The sequence below is a fragment of the Nocardia sp. NPDC058497 genome (assembly GCF_042720195.1).
Classification (GTDB): Bacteria; Actinomycetota; Actinomycetes; order Mycobacteriales; family Mycobacteriaceae; genus Nocardia.
Window position 1 is genome coordinate 4,308 of record NZ_JBHXMY010000031.1, and the last position, 18,005, is coordinate 22,312.

At 69.7% G+C, this 18,005-nt stretch carries 17 protein-coding genes and 1 pseudogene; 7 read left to right on the forward strand and 11 right to left on the reverse strand.

Features of this window, described 5'->3' with window-relative positions; translation table 11 throughout:
- Positions 1-188: 188 nt before the first annotated feature.
- On the reverse strand, positions 189-872 hold the full coding sequence (locus ACFWPJ_RS04070; RefSeq protein ID WP_378846882.1) for an energy-coupling factor ABC transporter ATP-binding protein: 684 nt from the start codon (positions 870-872) through the stop codon (positions 189-191).
- 18 nt (positions 873-890) lie between these two features.
- Positions 891-1,484, reverse strand: coding sequence for a biotin transporter BioY (locus ACFWPJ_RS04075; protein ID WP_378846885.1), 594 nt, complete (start codon positions 1,482-1,484; stop codon positions 891-893).
- A gap of 160 nt (positions 1,485-1,644) precedes the next feature.
- Between ACFWPJ_RS04075 and ACFWPJ_RS04080 the strand changes: the two genes are divergently transcribed.
- The gene (locus ACFWPJ_RS04080; RefSeq protein WP_378846888.1) at positions 1,645-2,715 is read left to right on the forward strand and encodes a helix-turn-helix transcriptional regulator; all 1,071 of its coding nucleotides are present in this window, start codon (positions 1,645-1,647) and stop codon (positions 2,713-2,715) included.
- A 130-nt stretch (positions 2,716-2,845) separates the two neighbouring features.
- Here the strand turns inward: ACFWPJ_RS04080 and ACFWPJ_RS04085 are convergent, their stop codons facing one another.
- Entirely contained in the window at positions 2,846-3,082 is a 237-nt protein-coding gene (locus ACFWPJ_RS04085) for a hypothetical protein (RefSeq protein WP_378846891.1), read from the reverse strand.
- A 129-nt stretch (positions 3,083-3,211) separates the two neighbouring features.
- Positions 3,212-4,120 carry a hydrogen peroxide-inducible genes activator gene (locus ACFWPJ_RS04090; RefSeq protein ID WP_378846893.1) on the reverse strand — a complete coding sequence of 303 codons (909 nt, stop codon included), beginning with the start codon at positions 4,118-4,120 and terminating at the stop codon, positions 3,212-3,214.
- A 108-nt stretch (positions 4,121-4,228) separates the two neighbouring features.
- On the opposite strand from ACFWPJ_RS04090, the gene ACFWPJ_RS04095 reads away from it, so the two are divergent.
- The 3 genes from ACFWPJ_RS04095 (at position 4,229) to ACFWPJ_RS04105 (ending at position 6,225) form a co-directional block, all read left to right on the forward strand.
- A complete protein-coding gene (locus ACFWPJ_RS04095; protein WP_189024058.1) occupies positions 4,229-4,816 on the forward strand; it encodes a peroxiredoxin in 588 nt (195 codons plus the stop codon).
- Between the two features lie 43 nt (positions 4,817-4,859).
- Entirely contained in the window at positions 4,860-5,399 is a 540-nt protein-coding gene (locus ACFWPJ_RS04100) for a carboxymuconolactone decarboxylase family protein (RefSeq protein WP_189024060.1), read from the forward strand.
- 124 nt (positions 5,400-5,523) lie between these two features.
- A complete protein-coding gene (locus ACFWPJ_RS04105; protein WP_378846898.1) occupies positions 5,524-6,225 on the forward strand; it encodes a PhzF family phenazine biosynthesis protein in 702 nt (233 codons plus the stop codon).
- 2 nt (positions 6,226-6,227) lie between these two features.
- Here ACFWPJ_RS04105 and ACFWPJ_RS04110 read toward each other — a convergent pair whose 3' ends face one another.
- The gene (locus ACFWPJ_RS04110; protein WP_378846901.1) at positions 6,228-7,286 is read right to left on the reverse strand and encodes a hypothetical protein; all 1,059 of its coding nucleotides are present in this window, start codon (positions 7,284-7,286) and stop codon (positions 6,228-6,230) included.
- A gap of 58 nt (positions 7,287-7,344) precedes the next feature.
- Entirely contained in the window at positions 7,345-7,935 is a 591-nt protein-coding gene (locus ACFWPJ_RS04115) for a DUF5134 domain-containing protein (RefSeq protein ID WP_378846904.1), read from the reverse strand.
- Between the two features lie 117 nt (positions 7,936-8,052).
- On the opposite strand from ACFWPJ_RS04115, the gene ACFWPJ_RS04120 reads away from it, so the two are divergent.
- A complete protein-coding gene (locus tag ACFWPJ_RS04120; protein ID WP_378846907.1) occupies positions 8,053-8,571 on the forward strand; it encodes a GNAT family N-acetyltransferase in 519 nt (172 codons plus the stop codon).
- Here the strand turns inward: ACFWPJ_RS04120 and ACFWPJ_RS04125 are convergent.
- Both ACFWPJ_RS04125 and ACFWPJ_RS04130 read right to left on the reverse strand, forming a co-directional pair.
- Entirely contained in the window at positions 8,552-9,775 is a 1,224-nt protein-coding gene (locus tag ACFWPJ_RS04125) for an aspartate aminotransferase family protein (protein WP_378846910.1), read from the reverse strand. The two genes, ACFWPJ_RS04120 and ACFWPJ_RS04125, sit on opposite strands and share 20 nt — an antisense overlap.
- Before the next feature lie 53 nt (positions 9,776-9,828).
- Complete coding sequence (locus ACFWPJ_RS04130) at positions 9,829-10,470, reverse strand: Pr6Pr family membrane protein (RefSeq protein WP_378846913.1); 642 nt, start codon at positions 10,468-10,470, stop codon at positions 9,829-9,831.
- Positions 10,471-10,664: 194 nt separating this feature from the next.
- Between ACFWPJ_RS04130 and hrpA the strand changes: the two genes are divergently transcribed.
- Positions 10,665-14,960: an ATP-dependent RNA helicase HrpA gene (gene hrpA / locus ACFWPJ_RS04135; protein WP_378846916.1), complete on the forward strand. Its 4,296-nt coding sequence runs from the start codon at positions 10,665-10,667 to the stop codon at positions 14,958-14,960.
- A 3-nt stretch (positions 14,961-14,963) separates the two neighbouring features.
- On the opposite strand, the gene nrdR is transcribed toward hrpA, so the two are convergent.
- The 3 genes from nrdR to ACFWPJ_RS04150 all read right to left on the reverse strand — a co-directional run bounded on the left by nrdR (position 14,964) and on the right by ACFWPJ_RS04150 (position 17,509).
- The gene (gene nrdR, locus ACFWPJ_RS04140; RefSeq protein ID WP_378846919.1) at positions 14,964-15,434 is read right to left on the reverse strand and encodes a transcriptional regulator NrdR; all 471 of its coding nucleotides are present in this window, start codon (positions 15,432-15,434) and stop codon (positions 14,964-14,966) included.
- 56 nt (positions 15,435-15,490) lie between these two features.
- Positions 15,491-16,765, reverse strand: coding sequence for a hypothetical protein (locus tag ACFWPJ_RS04145; protein ID WP_378846921.1), 1,275 nt, complete (start codon positions 16,763-16,765; stop codon positions 15,491-15,493).
- Positions 16,766-16,867: 102 nt separating this feature from the next.
- Positions 16,868-17,509, reverse strand: a complete 642-nt coding sequence (locus ACFWPJ_RS04150; RefSeq protein ID WP_378846924.1) for a hypothetical protein — start codon at positions 17,507-17,509, stop codon at positions 16,868-16,870.
- A gap of 230 nt (positions 17,510-17,739) precedes the next feature.
- On the opposite strand from ACFWPJ_RS04150, the pseudogene ACFWPJ_RS04155 reads away from it, so the two are divergent.
- Positions 17,740-17,955 (forward strand): annotated as a pseudogene (locus ACFWPJ_RS04155) (repressor LexA); the annotation flags it as partial.
- Between the last annotated feature and the right edge of the window lie 50 nt (positions 17,956-18,005).

Sequence of the window (18,005 nt, forward strand, 5' to 3'; positions counted from 1 at the left end):
ACCTGGTGGCGACCCCCACCCTTCCAACCCAACCCGGCACCGGCGGGAGGCCCCCCCAACCCGCACCACCCAGACCACCGCCAGGCGGGGCCCCACAAACGGGTGGCCCCCGACCCCCACCCCCCCCCCCCCGTCCTCCCCCCCGGGGGGTGGTGGTGGCGGCGCGTTGCGGGGGTTGTTTAAGAACATTAAATTCCCACCCTCCGCCCTCCGCCCCCGACCGCGTCGGCCGGTGCGCCGTCGAAGGCAATGGACCCGTTGTCCAGCACCACGACTCGATCGAACCCGTCCAGCAGCGCGAGCTGGTGGGTCACCACGATCACCTGCTGGTCCAGGGAGTTCAGCGCCTCCGACACCCGGCGGGCGTTGCGCAGGTCCAGCAGCGTGGTCGGCTCGTCGGCGACGATGACCTCGGGCTCGCGGATCAGCGCGGAGCCGATCGCGAGGAGTTGTTTCTGCCCGCCCGAGAGCAGGTGCGCCGGATGGTCGGCGTGCTCGCCCAGCCCGAAGCGGTCGAGCATCCGCGCCACCCTGGCCGCGATCTCGGTCCGGCTCAGGCCACTGCGCCGCAGCGAGAACGCCAGATCCTCGGCGACGGTCGGCATCACGATCTGGGTGTCGGGATCGGTGAACACGAAGCCGACCTTGCGCCGGACCTGCGCGCCCTTGCGGGCGGCGTCGAGCCCGTCGACGGTGACGGTGCCCGACGCCGGCTTCAGCAGCCCGTTGAGCATCCGCGCCAGCGTCGACTTCCCGGATCCGTTGGCGCCGATGAGGCCGACCCGCCGTTCGGTGATCTGAAGATCGATGTCGCGCAGCACGGTCCGATCACCGAAGTGGTGACCGACCGAGTCGAGGACGATCTCGCTCACGACAGGTACCGCGCGCGCTCAGCCACGGATCAGCCCGGGATATGCGCGATGCACACCCTTGGCGACGACAGTGGCGACGACAACCTTGGCCAGATCCCCTGGCACGAAGGCGAAGTTGGCCGACACCGCCGCCCACACCCCGAGATCGGTGCGGATCAGCAGCCCAGCGGTCCCGAACAGGTAGATGACCACGAGCCCGCCGAGCGCGTTGATCAGCAGACCGAGCACGATCGGATACTTCGGCAGGATCGCGGCGGTCAGCGCGCCGATCACCAGCGTCGCGGGGATCCAGCCGATCAGATAGCCCGCGGTCGGCGAGGCCAGGGCCGTCAGGCCGGTGCGGCCGCCGGAGAGCAGCGGCAGGCCGATCAGGGTCAGCGCGATGAAGACCGCGACCGCGGCCGTGCCCTTGCGCGCGCCGAGGATCGCGCCGGTGAGGATCACCCCGAGGGTCTGCAGCGTGATCGGCATGCCACTGAACCCGACGGTGATCGCACCCGGCAGGCCGAGGGCGGCGATCAGCGCCGCGAACACCGCGATCTGCGCCATGTCCCTGGCGGCGAAACCGAGCGCCGGCTTCGGGGACTTCTCGACATCGGGCACGGCAAACATCCTTCACCACGGAATTGAACGACGTTCAAGGTAGCAGGTGGAGCACGATCGTTTCGCCACGCCCGAAGATCGACTAGTATCCCAAGGTTGGGAGCTTCTCGGACGGTGTTTGCCGCACAACGGCATCGCGCCGACCCACCGTGGCCGAGGAAGGGCCATCATGTCGATTGCGCTACAACGTTTTTCGAACTTGATCGCCGCGATCTACAGCGCAGGCAACGACCCTGACCGATGGGACGGAGTGATCCGCGAGATCACCGACACCTTCGGGGCGGTACACGGCTTTTTGGTCATCGCCGAACCGGCAGGCGCACGGTGGGCGATCAAGACCTCGGGCAACGGGAGCTCGCCGGACCTGTCCTCCTCGCTCGACCGGGTCGCCGAACACCTGCAGCGCCTTCCCGCCGGTTCGGCCGCCACCAGTGACGAGCTGTTCGACCGCGGGAGCGCGAACGGCCTGACCAACAGTTTCCTGGCCCGGCTCAGCGACGATCTGCCACCCTCGTGGATCTGCCTGACCATGCCCGACCACGGCGCGATCAACGGTCACTCGGCCGGGCTGGCCCTGCTGCGTGCACTCGTGCCGCATCTGCGCGGGGCGCTGCGCACCCAGTCCAGGCTTGTCGAGTTGTCCCGGGAACGGGCCTTGGCGCTCGCGACACTGGAGCAGGCGCACTACGGCATCATGATCGTCACCGCCGACGCCGCACTGGTATTCGCCAACTCCATGGCGGGGCGCATCATCGCGCAGACCGAGGGGCTGAGTGTGGATGCCTTCGGCCGGCTGCGGGCCAGGTCGCCGTCCACCCAGGCGCGACTGCGCGAGCTGATCGAACAGGCCGCGGAGTCGGCGGACGGTGGCGGGAATGTGGGGGTCGCGCGCCCCTCCGGCAATCGGCCGCTGATCGTGCGGATCTCGCCGCTGGACGGCATTTCCGGAGACGGAGACGGCCAATGGCATCGGGCCGTCCTGCTGCTGGTCGCCGATCCGGACCGAGATCCCGAACCGGAACCGGAAGCGCTGCACGACCTCTACGGCTTGACCGAGGCGGAAACACTGGTCGCCATGGCGGTTCTGCGTGGCGACGGGTTGCCCGCCGTCGCCGATCAGCTCTCGGTCTCGGTATTCACCGCGCGCACGCATCTGCAGCACATTTTCGCCAAGACGAAAACACACCAGCAGGCCGAATTGGTCCGGCTATTGTTGACCACCGCGATGTCGGCTCGATAATTTCGGCGGCTCACACCGGATGGAATCCCACGCCTCGGCGGCCACTCCCATGCCCCGTGCCACAGGGCCACTCCCGCACTGTTGTGCGGGAGTGACTCGAATGCTCCTCGTTGGTACCGGCATCAGCGTGTCAGACCACGCACACCGGGTAGAGGAACGGGATCGTCACCAGGATCGGCAGGCACACGACGATCGCGCCGGGGATCGTGATGAACGGCGAGAGCACTACGGGCTCTACCTGAACGGGCACCGGTGCGACGGGGACGGGGGCAGGATCCGCCGCGGGTGCTGCACCGGCTACGCCGGCACCGAGTGCGATCAGCGGCGCACACGCGAGCACCGCGATGGTTGAACGAACTTTGTACATGGCCATTCCTTCGACTGCTGCACACTTGTCGTGCCGACCCCGTGGCGGGACCGTCACCGTAATCAAGAACAGCACTCGCGGAGGAGAATAGCGTCGTTCGAACAGATGAAATCGTAAGTGCAGATGAAATCAGAAGGGTCGCTTCGATCGAATAACTGCCGCAAGGTATTCGTAATCCTCGGCCCGCGCCGAGGATCCGCGGTAGGCCAGACCGATGGTGCGCCCCGGCGCGGGATCGGCGAAGCGGGCGGTATCGAGAGTGCCGCGCGCGGTTTCGGTGGCCACGGCCATCTCCGGAATGAGGGTGACGCCGAGACCGCCTGCCACGCACTGCACCACCGTCGTCAGCGAGGCGGCGCGGGTGTCGCCGACCGCGCCGGGATGCACCTCGGCGCTGCGGCACAACTCCAGGGTCTGATCGCGCAGGCAGTGGCCCTCGTCCAGCAGCAGCAGCGGCATGTCGGCCAGCACCGGTGTGGCCAGGTCGGTGCGCCCGGCCAATTCGTGCCCGCGCGGGGTGACGAGCACGAACTCCTCCGAGTAGAGAGGGATCTCGACGAGCCCCGGCGCGCCGGTGGGCAGGGCGAGCAGCGCGACGTCGAGTACGCCCGTGCGCAGGCCGTCGAGCAGCCGGGAGGTCTGGTCCTCCACCACGTGCGGAACCAGACCGGGCAGTTTGCGGCGTAGTTCGGGCAGCAGCTCCGGCAGCACGTACGGCGCGACGGTCGGGATGATGCCCAGGCGCAGCACGCCGCCGAGGCCGTCACCGGTCGCCGAGGCCACGAACCGGTCGGCGGCTTCCAGCGTCGCCATCGCCTGGGGCAGCAGTCGCATGCCGGCCGCGGTCACCAGCACCCGCCGGGTGCTGCGCTCGATCAACTGGAGCCCCAGTCCGTTTTCCAGTGATGCCAGTGCCTGCGATAACGTGGGTTGGCTCACAGTCAAACGCGCTGCGGCGGTGCCGAAATGCCGGTATTCGGCGATGGCGACGAACGCACGCAGCTGCGACAGGGTTGGCTGATAAGTCTGATCAGTCACGCCTATCAGTGTAGGGCAAGCAATCGGCTTTACCTTTCAGTACGTTTTCGGCAAGATCCCCGACGAGCTCACACGATGAGCAACCACACCACGAATGAGGAGACGCGCATGGCTCTGCTGACCATCGGCGACCAGTTCCCGGCATACAACCTCAAGGCCGTCATCGGAGGTGACCTGTCGAAGGTCGACGCGCAGCAGCCCGACGACTACTTCACCCAGATCACCAGCGACGACTACGCGGGCAAGTGGCGCGTGGTGTTCTTCTGGCCCAAGGACTTCACCTTCGTGTGCCCCACCGAGATCGCGGCGTTCGGCAAGCTGAACGACGAGTTCGCCGACCGCGACACCCAGGTCCTCGGCGCCTCGGTCGACAACGAGTTCGTGCACTTCCAGTGGCGCGCCCAGCACGAGGATCTCAAGACCCTCCCCTTCCCGATGCTGTCGGACCTCAAGCGTGAACTGGCCACCGCCACCGGTGTTCTCAACGCCGACGGTGTCGCCGATCGCGCCACCTTCATCGTCGACCCGAACAACGAGGTGCAGTTCGTGTCGGTGACCGCCGGTTCGGTCGGCCGCAATGTCGACGAGGTGCTGCGCGTGCTCGACGCCCTGCAGTCCGACGAGCTGTGCGCCTGCAACTGGAAGAAGGGCGACCCGACCATCAACGCGGGCGAGCTGCTCTCGGCCAGCGTCTGATCCACCCTTCCCCACCGATTCACCCCAGAGGAGCCCCACTGTCATGAGCATCGAGAACCTGAAGAACTCCCTTCCCGAGTACGCCAAGGACCTCAAGCTCAACCTGTCCTCGCTGGCCCGCACCACGGTGCTCAACGAGCAGCAGCTGTGGGGCACCCTGCTGGCCTCGGCCGCCGCGACCCGCTCGGCGACCACCCTGCGCGAGATCGCCGAGGAAGCCGCCGATGTGCTGTCCGCCGAGGCCTACGAGGCCGCGCTGGGCGCCGCGTCGATCATGGGCATGAACAACGTGTTCTACCGCGGTAAGGCGTTCCTGGACGGTCGCTACGACGACCTGCGCGCGGGCCTGCGGATGAACATCATCGGCAACCCGGGCGTCGACAAGGCCGATTTCGAGCTGTGGTCGTTCGCCGTGTCCTCGATCAACGGCTGTGCCCACTGCCTGGAGGCGCACGAGAAGACGCTGCGCGAGGCCGGTGTGTCGCGCGAGGTGATCTTCGAGTCGCTGCGCGCGGCGGCCATCGTCGCCGGTGTCGGCCAGGCGGTGGCGTCCACCGAGGCGCTGGCGGCCGCTGCCGTCTGATTCACCGTTTCGCCGCGGCCCCCGATCGGTCTCCTCCGGTCGGGGGTCGCGGTCGTTTCCCGGGGACACGACCGGGCTCGCGCGGTCCCGTCGGCCCTGTGAACCGGCCGGTAGGCTCGCGATCATGAACGCACACGAGGTGCCCGAAGCCCCGGATATCCAGGTCGAGGTCGTCAGAGTGTTCACCGACCCGGCCGGACAGCTCGGCAACGCGCTCGGCATCGCCCGCGCGGGTGATGTCGTCGCGCTCGACAAGCAGGAGCTGGCCGCGCGCCTGGGCTTCAGCGAGACCACTATCGTCGAGGATCCCGTCGACGGTGTGGCCAGGATCCGCATCTTCACGCCCACCGTGGAACTGCCCTTCGCCGGGCACCCCAGCGTGGGCACCGCGTGGTGGCTGGCCGTGCAGCGCACACCGGTGCACACCCTGCAGGAGAACGCGGGCCCGGTCGCGGTCGACCAGACCGACGGCATCACCTGGATCACCGCCCGTGCCGAGTGGGCGCCGGATTTCACCTTCCACCAGCTGGATTCGGTCGAGGAGCTGGCGCTGCTGCGGCCCGACGACGTCACCGAGGGCCAGCACTACTTCTGGGCGTGGACCGACGAAACGCGTGGGGCGCTGCGCTCCCGGATGTTCGCTCCCGCGATGGGCATCGCCGAGGACGAGGCGACCGGGGCCGCGGCGGTCGCGCTCACCGGGCAGTTGCGGCGCGGGCTGGTGGTGACCCAGGGCCAGGGTTCCCAGCTCTACACCGAATGGGACTCCGACGGCTGGGTGCGCCTGGGCGGCCGGGTCGCCGAGGACCACGTCGTGGTGCTCTGACCTCACTGTCCGAGCTGGCCGCCGAAGCGGCGCAGCCACGGCGGCCGGGTGGTCCAGTGCCCGCGCCGCGGCGCCTCGGTGGTGCTCAGGTCGGCGAGGATGCGGGTCTCCAGATGCCGTGGCGGGGTGCGCCGGTCGTCGACGGCCAGGCGGGCGAGCATGGCGTGCACGCCGCGGACCCGGGCGGCGAACTGGGCGAGCCGGTGCGGGGCGATCGCGGCGAGCTTGTTCTCGATGTGGTGATATTCGATTTCGGCGACCGCGTCCAGGGCGTAGGCGTCGGCGAGGGCCAGGATCGAACCGGGCGGGCACCAGGCGTGGGTGCCGCCGACGCGGACGATCCGCTGCTCGGCGAGCCGTTCGACGCCCTCGGCCAGCAGCCGGGTGACGACCGGAAGGCGCAGGCCCAGTTCCCGGCTGATCGCCCGGTAGGTGCGCCCGCCGTAGTAGGCGAGCACGAACACTTCGCAGTGGCTGTCGAGCGGATCGGCGAAACCGAGGCGAGCCGAGGCCGCGAGCCAGGGTACGTCGTCGCCGTCGTGGCGGTCCAGCCGTAGCCGCTGCACCGCGAGCCGATGGATCTGGGCGAGCAGCCATGTCTGGTCGGCGCTGAACACCGCATCGTCGCGGCCCGCACACTCGGGCGCCGCCAGAGGTTCGCCGGGGTGCTCGGCGCCCGGTCCGGTCCGGTCACCGTCGTAGAGGGCACCGCGGCCGAATGTGGTGTCGGTCTCGGTGCCCAGGCGGGCGGCGAATGCCGAACGGCCCCACGGTGTCCCGAGGTCAGGGACGGGCGGGGGCTCAACAGCGACGGCCACGTCAGCGAGGCTTGTGGTGTCGATCGTCCACGGCGCGGCCCGCAGGCACCGATATCCCTCGCGGACAACGTCTTCGGCCGATCCGCGGCGATGCAGGACGCGCAGCGCGAGCCCGAAGGCGGCGGCGCCGGTGGCGAGGTACAGCTCACGCAGCGCGTCGCGATCGTCGGTGCCGGACGGGAACTCGGGAACGGGCAGCGCGAAGCCACCCGGCCCCGAGTCGGGACCGCGCTGCCGATTCATCGTCGAATTCCTGTCCACACAACGGCAATTCGCAGCGCGAGCGGTTGTGGATCGGTATTCACCGGTCGATCGCGGCGATCAACATGAACGCGGTACCGATATCCATCACCACATGGGGCACCAGCGCCGAGGTCAGCGGGTGGGCGCCTGCGGGGTGAACGAACCGGTGCCAGCGGGGGCCGTGACCGACGGTACCAAGCGCGACCAGCGCGTCCAGCGTGAACAGGGCGGCCAGCGCCAGGGCAGCCCAGGGCGCCGGTCCGGTCGCGTGGTCGCCGCCGTGACCGGCCATCGCGTACAGCATGGCCGCCGCGGCCACGGTGTGGTAGCCGATCGCCATAACCCCGTCGGGCGCGGCCGTCGGGCCGGTGCGCCAGCCCACGACGCGCTCGGCCAGCAGGATCGCGAAGGCCACGGTGAGCGCGGTGAGCATCCCACGCACGGCGTGCGGGTCGGTCGCGGCGGGGAACACCAGCATCGCCAGCATCACCAGGCACATGAGCAGGTGCGCGCTGTCGGCCGCGGCGTCGACCCGGTGGGTGGGTGGTGGCCGCCTGGTCAATCGGGCCGAGACGATCGCCGTCGCGAGGACGAACGCGGCGACCACCGGCCAGCGCACGAGTGCGTTGTCCTGAACGAATTCGGCCACACCCCACCACCTTCGAGTCGCCACCCGCGCCTCACCATGCTCGCATCGACGCGGCGCCCGCGGGCGCGTTTCCACCCGGGCACCGTCGTCGTCATAGCGATGACGGATCATGGACCGATGTCCGATGCACAATCCGTCACCTCGACGCAGGCGGTGCGCGTGACGGTCGACGACCTCACCGGCGCCCCGATCCGCGACCTGCTGACCGGCCATCACACCGAGATGGCCGCCAACTCCCCCGCCTGCAGCATGCACGCCCTCGACCTGACCGCCCTGCGCGATCCGGCGGTCACGGTGTGGAGCGCCTGGGCAGGCGACGAACTGGCAGGCTGCGGTGCGCTGAAGGAACTCGACCAACGCCACGGCGAGATCAAGTCCATGCGCACCGCCGACGGCTTCACCGGCCGCGGGGTCGCCGCGACTGTGCTGGTCCACATCGTCGACGAGGCCCGCCGACGCGGATACACCCGCCTGAGCCTGGAGACCGGGTCACAGGAGTACTTCGCGCCCGCTCGCCGCCTCTACCTGCGCCACGGTTTCACCGAGTGCGAGCCTTTCGCCGGCTACGTCCTCGACCCGTACAGCCAGTTCTTCACGCGCACGCTCGCGGGAGAGGTCAGCCCAGTGCGCGGGTGAAGCCCTCGACCAGGTCGGCGACCTGGGCGTCGGTCATCACGAACGACGGCGAGATCTGCATCGCGCCCTGTCCGGCGGCGCGGCCCGAGATGCCGTGTTCGCGCAGGGTCTTCACCAGCGCGGGTCCCTCGGACGGGTCGGCCAGTTGGACCGCGGCCACGGCGCCGAGCCCGCTGCGAACCTCGGCGACGCGCGGATGCTCGGCCAGCGGCGCGAGCAGGGTGTGCAGCGTGCTCTCCAGCCGGGCCGCTTCCTCGAGCAGCCCTTCGCGTTCGATGATGGCGAGGTTGGCCAGGGCCGCGGCGGCCGCGCCCGCGTGCCCGCCGTAGGTGTAGCCGTGCCGCCACCACACGCCACCGGCGAAGAACGGTTCGGCCAGGTGCGGTGCGATGAACACCGCGCCCATCGGCAGGTAGCCCGAGGTCAGGCCCTTGGCCGTGGTGACGAGGTCGGGTTCGAGGCCGAACCGGGTGGAGGCGAACCAGGAGCCGCCGATCCGGCCGAAGCCGGTCACCACCTCGTCGGCGACGAACAGGATGTCGTGGTCGCGGCAGATCTGGCGCACCTCGGCCAGGTAGCCCTCCGGCGGCAGGTACACCCCGCCCGCACCGATGATCGGCTCGCAGAAGAACGCCGCGATCTGCTCGGCGCCGATCTCCTCGATCAGGGCGAGCAGCGATTTCGCGTCGTTCCATTCGACGGTGCGGGTGTCGGCGACGAGCTCACCGTAACCCTCGGTGTTGCCCGCCAGCCCACCGATCGAGGTGCCCGCGTAGTGCATGCCGTGATAGGCCAGGCGGCGGCCGACCAGGATCTTCTTGTCGGTACGGCCCAGTTCGTGCCAGTACCGGCGCGCCAGTTTGGCCGCGGTCTCCACCGAGTCCGAGCCGCCGGAGGTGAAGAAGATCTTGCTGCCGGGAACCGGCGCGACGGCCGACAGCTTCTCGGCGAGTTCCTGCGTCGGCGGTTCGGTGAGGTCACCGAAGTTCGAGTAGTGGGCGATGGTGCGCAACTGCTCGGCGACGGCGTCGGCGATCTCCGCGCGACCGTGCCCGACATTGGCGAACCAGAGTCCGGCCGTGGCGTCGAGATACCGTGTGCCCGCGGTGTCGTAGACGTAGGCACCGTCGCCGCGGGCGACGACGAACGCACCGTCACGAGTGACGGCGCCCATATCCGCGAATCCATGCCAGAGCGCATTCATGGCTACACCTTTACCCGAACCGGCCGGGTCGCGCTCCCGGACTCGCGGATGTCTCAGTCCTCGGACTTGCGTTCCCGCCACCAGGCAGGCAGGTCACCCAGCGACGCCATGGCAACCGCCAGCACCGCGAACACCAGGGTAAGCACGACCAATCCGAGGGCCATCGACACGTAGCCCTGCTGGCGCGGGTCGAGGAACGGGTACGGATACCAGTCGACGATCGGACCGCGGATCAGGCTGTAGATGCCGTAGATCAGCGGGAAGATCAGCCACTGCCCGATCAGCTGCGGGCTCGGGCGCAACCGCTGCGGCATCGCGACCAGCATCCAGTCCAGCACCAGGATCAGCGGCAGATACCGGTGCATGATGTCGTTGATCCACTTGTCGTTGAGCATGACGTCGATCCGCGCCAGCAGGACCGCGTAGACGACCATCGTGATGAGCATGTACAGCGTCGCCGCGCCGCGGAACAGTTGCCAGCCGCGGCCCTGCGGTGCGAGCAACCCGCCGACGAACAAGACGATCACACCGAGGATGTTCGATTCGATGGTGAAGTAGCTCAGATAGTTGGCGAGCGAGAAGGTCGCGGAGTCGATGTTGCGCACCGGAATCCACAGCAGCGCGACCAGCCCGAGCGCGGCGAACCCCATCCGGTAGGCCCTGATCCACCACGCCGTCCCCGCTGCTGTGCTCATGCCCGGATCCTCGCACGCCCCGCCGTCGTGGACGTGCAGCTGCGGCGATGCCGGGCCTGCGCGTTGCGGCTGGTCGAGGCGGACGCGCGGACGCGACCGGACAGGGTCCCGGTGTGTCGTTGGTCTCGGCCGTCCCGCGCACAGGGAGCGCGAGCGGAAAACCGGTGGCGGGCTTCGCTACGCTGGTAAGCGCAATGACCAGGACAGCTAGCACCGGAACCCGCGCGCTGCGCACCCGCCTGGCGGAGGTCTCGCTGCGCGACGAACACCGGCTCCGGCGCAAGCTCGACCGGGCGCGCCCCGACGATCTGCCCGCGCTGGACGCCGAGATCGCCGCCGCCGCGACCCGCGTGGCCAATCGCCGCGCGGCGGTTCCGTCGATCCGGTATCCGGAACAACTGCCCGTCTCCGCGCGCCGCGACGACATCGCCGCCGCGATCGCCGAGCACCAGGTGGTGATCGTGGCCGGTGAGACCGGCTCCGGCAAGACCACCCAGATCCCGAAGATCTGCCTGGAACTCGGGCGCGGCATCCGCGGCACCATCGGCCACACCCAGCCGCGCCGTCTGGCCGCGCGCACCGTCGCCGAACGCATCGCCGAGGAACTGGGCACCGAACTGGGTGACGTGGTCGGCTACACCGTCCGGTTCACCGATCAGGCCTCGGATCGCACCCTGGTCAAGCTGATGACCGACGGCATCCTGCTCGCCGAGATCCAGCGCGACCGGATGCTGCGCCGCTACGACACGATCATCATCGACGAGGCGCACGAACGCAGCCTCAATATCGACTTCCTGCTCGGGTACCTGAAGCAGCTGCTGCCCCAGCGCCCCGATCTCAAGGTGATCATCACCTCGGCGACGATCGATCCCGAACTGTTCGCCCGCCATTTCGCCGACGCGCAGGGCACGCCCGCGCCGATCGTCGAGGTGTCGGGCCGGTCGTATCCGGTGGAGTTGCGGTACCGCCCGCTGTCGCTGGAGCTGCCGGGTTCCGACGACGAGGACGAGGAGGACACCCGCGTCGTCGACCGCGATCCCACCGACGCCGTCGCCGACGCGGTCACCGAGCTGTTCGCCGAGGGCGACGGTGACGTGCTGGTATTCCTGTCCGGCGAACGCGAGATCCGCGACACCGCCGACGCGCTGCGCGACCTGAGACTCCCCCGCACCGAGATCGTGCCGCTGTACGCGCGCCTGTCCGCCGCCGAGCAGCACAAGGTGTTCGCCCCGCACACCGGCCGCCGGGTGGTGCTGGCCACCAATGTCGCCGAGACCTCGCTCACGGTGCCCGGCATCCGCTACGTGATCGACCCCGGCACGGCGCGCATCTCCCGGTACTCGATGCGCACCAAGGTGCAGCGGCTGCCGATCGAACCGGTCTCGCAGGCCTCGGCGCGGCAGCGGTCGGGCCGTTGTGGTCGTGTCGCCGACGGTATCTGTATCCGGCTGTACTCCGAGGACGATTTCGAGTCGCGGCCCGCGTTCACCGAACCGGAGATCCTGCGCACCAATCTGGCCGCGGTCATCCTCCAGATGACCGCGCTCGGCCTGGGCGACATCGAGAGCTTCCCGTTCGTCGAGGCCCCCGATCGGCGCGCCATCCGCGACGGCATCGCGCTGCTCGAGGAACTCGGCGCGCTGGCGCACGGCAGCGCGAAAGCCGTGGACGGCGAAGCGCATTCGGGCGGGCACCTCACGCTCACCCCGATCGGCCGGGAGATGGCGCAGCTGCCGGTGGACCCGCGGATGGCGCGCATGCTCGTGGAAGCGCACCGCAACGGGTGCCTGGACGAGGTGCTGGTGATCGTGGCGGCGCTGTCGATCCAGGATGTGCGCGAACGGCCTGTCGACCATCAGCAGGCCGCCGACGCCCAGCACGCCCGTTTCACCGTCGACGGTTCGGATTTCCTGGCCTATCTGCGGCTGTGGGACTACCTGACCGAGCAGCGGAAGTCGCTGTCGTCCAACCAGTTCCGCCGGATGTGCCGTGACGAGTTCCTGCACTACCTGCGGATCAGGGAGTGGCAGGATCTGCACGGTCAGTTGCGCACGATTACCCGCGGGCTCGGCTGGAACGACGGGGGCACGCGGCGGGCGAACTCCGACAGCCCCTCGGCGCCCGCGGATGGCAGGGCAGTCGGGGACGGCGGGGCGGCCGCGGACGGCGCCGGCCCGAAGCGGAACCGCAGGGGCCGAGGACGCACTCCCGACCGCGGGCTACCGCGATCGGCCGCCGCCACCGATGCCTCGGACGCCGCGGCCGGGCGCGACGATCGAGCGCCGGAGTCGGCGCGGCAGCACGCCGACCGTTCCCGGCGTGGGCGCAGTGACGTCGCGGCGCAGCCGGAGCTGCGCTCGGGCCGGGGCACTGCCGCGACGAAAGCCGGTCGCGGGTCGGCAGATTCGGCCGCAGCGGACGCCGAGGCGGCGATGCCGTGGCCCAGCGCGCAGATCCATCAGTCGCTGCTGGCGGGCATGCTGTCGCATATCGGTGTGCGCGAGGCGGAGTCGCGGGAATTCCTCGGCGCGCGCAATGCGAAGTTCATGATCTTCCCCGGATCCTCGTTGGCCAAGAAACCGCCGCGCTGGGTGATGGCGGCCGAGCTGGTGGAGACCTCCCGGCTGTGGGGCCGGATCGCGGCGAAGGTGGAACCTGAGTGGGCCGAGCGGCTCGCGGGCGATCTGGTGAAACGCATCTATTCCGAGCCACATTGGTCGTCCAAGCGCGGTGCGGCCCGCGCCTACGAACGGGCCACGCTCTACGGCGTGCCGCTGGTGACGGGCAGGCCGGTCGACTACGGGCGCATCGATCCCGAACTGTCCCGCGAGCTGTTCATCCGGCACGCCCTGGTCCAGGGCGAGTGGCAGACCAGGCACGGTTTCTTCGCGCGCAACCGCGCCCTGATCGACGATGTCGCCGATCTCGAGCACCGGGCCCGTCGCCGCGACATCCTCGTCGACGACGAAGTGCTGTTCGAGTTCTACGACCAGCGCATCCCCGCCGACATCGTCTCGGTGCGCCATTTCGACAGCTGGTGGCGCAAGGCCGAGCGCAAAGATCCCGCGCTGCTGGACTTCTCGACCGACACCGTGGTCAACGCGGGCGCCGCCGCGCTCGACCCGACCGACTTCCCCGACGCCTGGCGCCAGGGCGAACTCAGCTTCCCGCTGACCTACCAGTTCGAGCCCGGTCAGGACGACGACGGTGTGACCGTGCGGATTCCGGTCGAGCAACTCGCCCACGTGCGGGCCGTCGGCTTCGACTGGCTGGTGCCGGGCATGCGCGAGGAACTGGCCGCCGCCTACATCAAGACCCTCCCGAAGGCCTTGCGCCGCACCGTCGTTCCCGCGCCCGACTTCGCCGCGGCCGCGCTGCGCGAGCTGACCCCGCGCGCCGAGCCGTTGCGCACCGGACTGTCCAGGGAACTCTCGCGACTGGGCTCGGTCACCATCTCCGCCGACGACCTGTCCCCCACCGCGCTGCCGGATCATCTGCGGATGACCTTCGCCGCCGTCGATCAGCGCGGCACGGTACTGGCCAAGAGCAAGAACCTCGCACAACTGAAATCGACACTGGCCGAGCAGGTTTCCGCTTCGGTCGCCCGCGCCACCGCAGGTGCCGAACGCGCACCCGCGACCGTCTGGACCTCCGAATCCCTCGGCGCGGTAGCCCCGACGGTGCGGCGCGAGGTGGCCGGTCAGACGGTGACCGGATACCCGGCCCTGGTGCCCGAGGGCGAGGGAGTGGCCGTGCGTGTGCTCAGTTCCCCCGCCGAGCAGGCCGCCGCCATGCGCGCCGGAGTGCGCACCCTGCTGCTGGCCGCGATCCCGACCTCCACCCGCGCGGTCACCGCCGGATTGCCCGCCGCCGACCGGCTGGCGCTGAGCCAGAATCCCGACGGCTCCCTGGACAAGCTGGTCGAGGACTGCCGGGTCGCGGCCGCCGACGAGCTCATCGCGGCCGCCGGTGGCCCCGTGCGCACACCCGAGGCATTCGACAAGCTGGTCGCCGCCGTTCGCCCCCAGCTGGCGACCGCGGTCACCGGCCTGATCCGCGCCGTAGCGCCCGTGCTGTCGGCCGCGCACCAGGCCCGTGCCGCGCTGGCCGACACCACCGAGACCGATATCGCCGACGATGTCCGCCAGCAGCTCGACGACCTGCTGTTCCCCGGCTTCGTCGCCGAGTGGGGCCGCGCCCGGCTGCGCGAACTGCCCCGCTATCTGCTCGCCGCGGCGCAACGACTGGAATCGCTGCCCGGCTCGGCCGTGCGTGATCGCCAGGGCATGGCCGAGGTCGACCGGATGCTGGCCGCCTACGACAAGCTGGTGCGCGGCCTGCCCGAGGGCCGCAGGAACGCGCGCGATGTCACCGAGATCTGGTGGATGATCGAGGAACTGCGGGTGAGCCTGTTCGCGCAGAAGATCGGCACGCCGTACCCGGTGTCGGCGAAGCGGATCGAGAAGGCGATCGGCGCGATCCGGCGCTGATCGTCAGTCGGTCGCGGCGACCGCGGCCGCGCGCGCCTTGCGCATCTCGGTGATCTCGCGTTCGAAATCGGCTGCGCTGGTGAAGGATCGGTACACCGAGGCGAAGCGCAGATAGGCCACCTCGTCCAGATCGCGCAGCGGACCGAGGATGGCCAGGCCGACCTCATGGCTGGGCACTTCGGGAGATCCCTTGGCGCGCACCGTGTCTTCGACCTGCTGGGCGAGCAGGTTCAGAGCGTCGTCGTCGACCTCGCGGCCCTGGCACGCGCGCCGGACACCGACGATCACCTTCTCGCGGCTGAACGGCTCGGTGACGCCGCTGCGCTTGACCACCGACAGGATCGCGGTCTCGACGGTGGTGAACCGGCGACCGCAGGTCGGACACGACCGCCGACGGCGGATCGCCGTGCCCTCCTCGACTTCACGCGAGTCGACGACTCGCGAGTCAGGGTGTCGGCAATACGGGCAATGCATCCGAGGGTTCCTTCGTCGATGCGACGTCTACTCCATGGCACTTGACAGAATACCTGTCACTGGTGCATCACCTGCCACTGCGTGGTCAGGTCCGCGATCAGCTCCGGCAACCGGCTCAGCATGCGGCCGCGGGTGAGCTTGGCGGGGAAGGGCTCGGAGTACACCGTCACCGCGTGCGCCGCGTCGGCGGTGAGGTCGAGATGGCGGGGCACCAGGTCGGCGGTGATGTAGGCCCAGCGGGAGTCGCGGTCGGCCCAGTTGAAGTCGGGCAGCGGCATCCGCAGGCCGAGCCCGCCCGCGCGTACCGTCGCCGGGGCGTACACGCCGGGCGCCCGGACACCGGGGACGGCGGGTTTGCCCGCGACCGTGGTGACGTAGGTCAGCACCCGGCCCATGCCGTCGCGACCGGCCGCGGTCACATCCCATTGATCGGCGACGATGTGGTTCTGTTCCCGGTCGGTCATCCGGACCAGCGCGTCCGCGCGGCCCGCCGCGGTGCCGCCGTCGATGCCGACCCAGGCGGTGCGGATGCCGTCGTCGATCACACCCGCCGCGAACAGCTCATCGATGGCCGCCATCCCCTCGGCGAGGTAGGCCTCGTGCATCGGGACCAGGTCGGTGAAGATGTGTTTCTGCATGATCATCAGCCGGGTCTGATACCAGGCGAGGTCGGCGGCGGTCAGGCGCGGGCCGTCGATGGCCAGGCCCGCGAGATCGGCCGGAACCCCCGCGACGAGTTCGGGCGGTGTGGCCCGCAACAGCTCGGCGACGGCGGTGCCGAGTTCGTGGATCCCGCCGACCGAGAGCACCCCGCCGATATCGCCGACGTCGAAGAAGCCGGAGGCGAAGGAGCCGCCGGCGATGCCGGCCAGGCCTGCCCAAGAGAAGTCGGGGCGGGCGGCGGCGATGCGGAAGTAGTTGACGTACACCTGGGTGAAGGTCGCCGTATTGGCGGCGACGCCGCGAGAGGGCTCCCAGGTCGCGAGGTCGACAGCCGCTTTGTCGGCGGCGACCACGAGCCAATACTGGTGCAGCAGTGTGGCATAGCGCGACGGTTCGATGCCGTCGGCCCGTGCCTGCGTCAGTGCGTCCCGCAGCGGTGGTTCGCTCAGCGGTAGCGCCGGGTGCAGGCCGCCGCCGAATTCACCCTCGGTGTTGATCGCGGGGAGATCGAGGTAGTCCGCGTAGGCGGGGACCGCGTGGGCGGCGGGCGCGAGCAGCGCGCCGAGAACGAGACTGAGCAGCAGAGCGATCGAGCAGCGGCGCACCGTGACCTCGCATCCGGAATTCGGCCGGGGTCCGTACCCGCCCCGGCTCAGGATGCACGTCACCGTAGCAACGCGTTCTAGTTTTGGTGTGCGTTTCGTTCAGGCCGCCGACCGGCCAGGTCCCGAATCACACGCGGAAACCGTTCCTGTACAGACCTTTTCGCACTATCGAACTGTCCCGGACAGTTCGCCCGACGGGGTGTCGATCCGCTCGGAAATCCCGGACGTCGCCGGATCGAACCGGTCGCCGAAACTGCCGGCCCGCATGTGCGCCAGGCCGAGGAACGCGACGACGATCAGCGCGGTCACCAGCGCCGCCACCGCCAGCACCGCGAACCCGACCTGCGCCTGCTCGACCCGGCGCACCGGATGCACGCCACGGGCGGGCCGCACACCGCCGACGCGGGCGTACAGCGCCGCCTCGTTGCGTGGCCCGGTCGCCCGCGGACCGCGATCGGCGCGAGCCGGGCGTGCGACCCGCGGCCGCGGCGAATCCGTCTGCGGCACCGTGGCGAAGGCGATGTCGAGCTCCGCGTCGGCGGGCCGTCCCGCCGCTTCCGCGAGCACGCCACGCGCGGCGGCCAGACCGTCCGTGCCATAGGCGGCGAACACCTCGGCGGCGGGCCCGCGCGACACCTCCTGGCGGGCGGACGCGGGCCGCGCGGTACGACGCACTACCGGGCTGCCACCCGCGCCGCGCACGAGGGAGAACGGCCGTCGCGCACGGGGGTTGCGGCGACGCCGGGTGATCGGTTCGGGGTAGGCGGCGGGGTCGTAGGACTGCAGGGCGCTGGTCGCTGTGCTCATCGGAAGAACCTCCGGGGTGGTGTGCTCCGCTGCTGAAGGAATAGCTGGTGAAGCCGCTGTGTCACACATCGTTCGAACATGTGTGCGACGAACTGATGTTCGATTTCTACCACGCCGCGACGGCGATGTCAGCACGAAACGCCCGACATGCTCGAACAGATGTTTGATACTTCGGCGTGGCACGACTAGCCTCGGAAAGGCGAAATCGACCAGCGAAAGGGCGGGACACGGTGACCCACACAGACGACACGGGTGACGAAAGCGCTACCGGCACCGTCACATCGGGATCCGGTGCGGATCTCACCGTGCGTCAGCGCACGGTCCTCGACGTCATCCGCACCTCGGTGACCGAGCGCGGCTATCCGCCCAGCATCCGTGAGATCGGCGACGGGGTCGGGCTCAGCTCCACCACCTGGGTGGCCCATCTGCTCGGCGGGCTCGAGCGCTAGGGCTATCTGGGCCGCGACCCGAAACGCCCGCGCGCGGTGTACGTCCG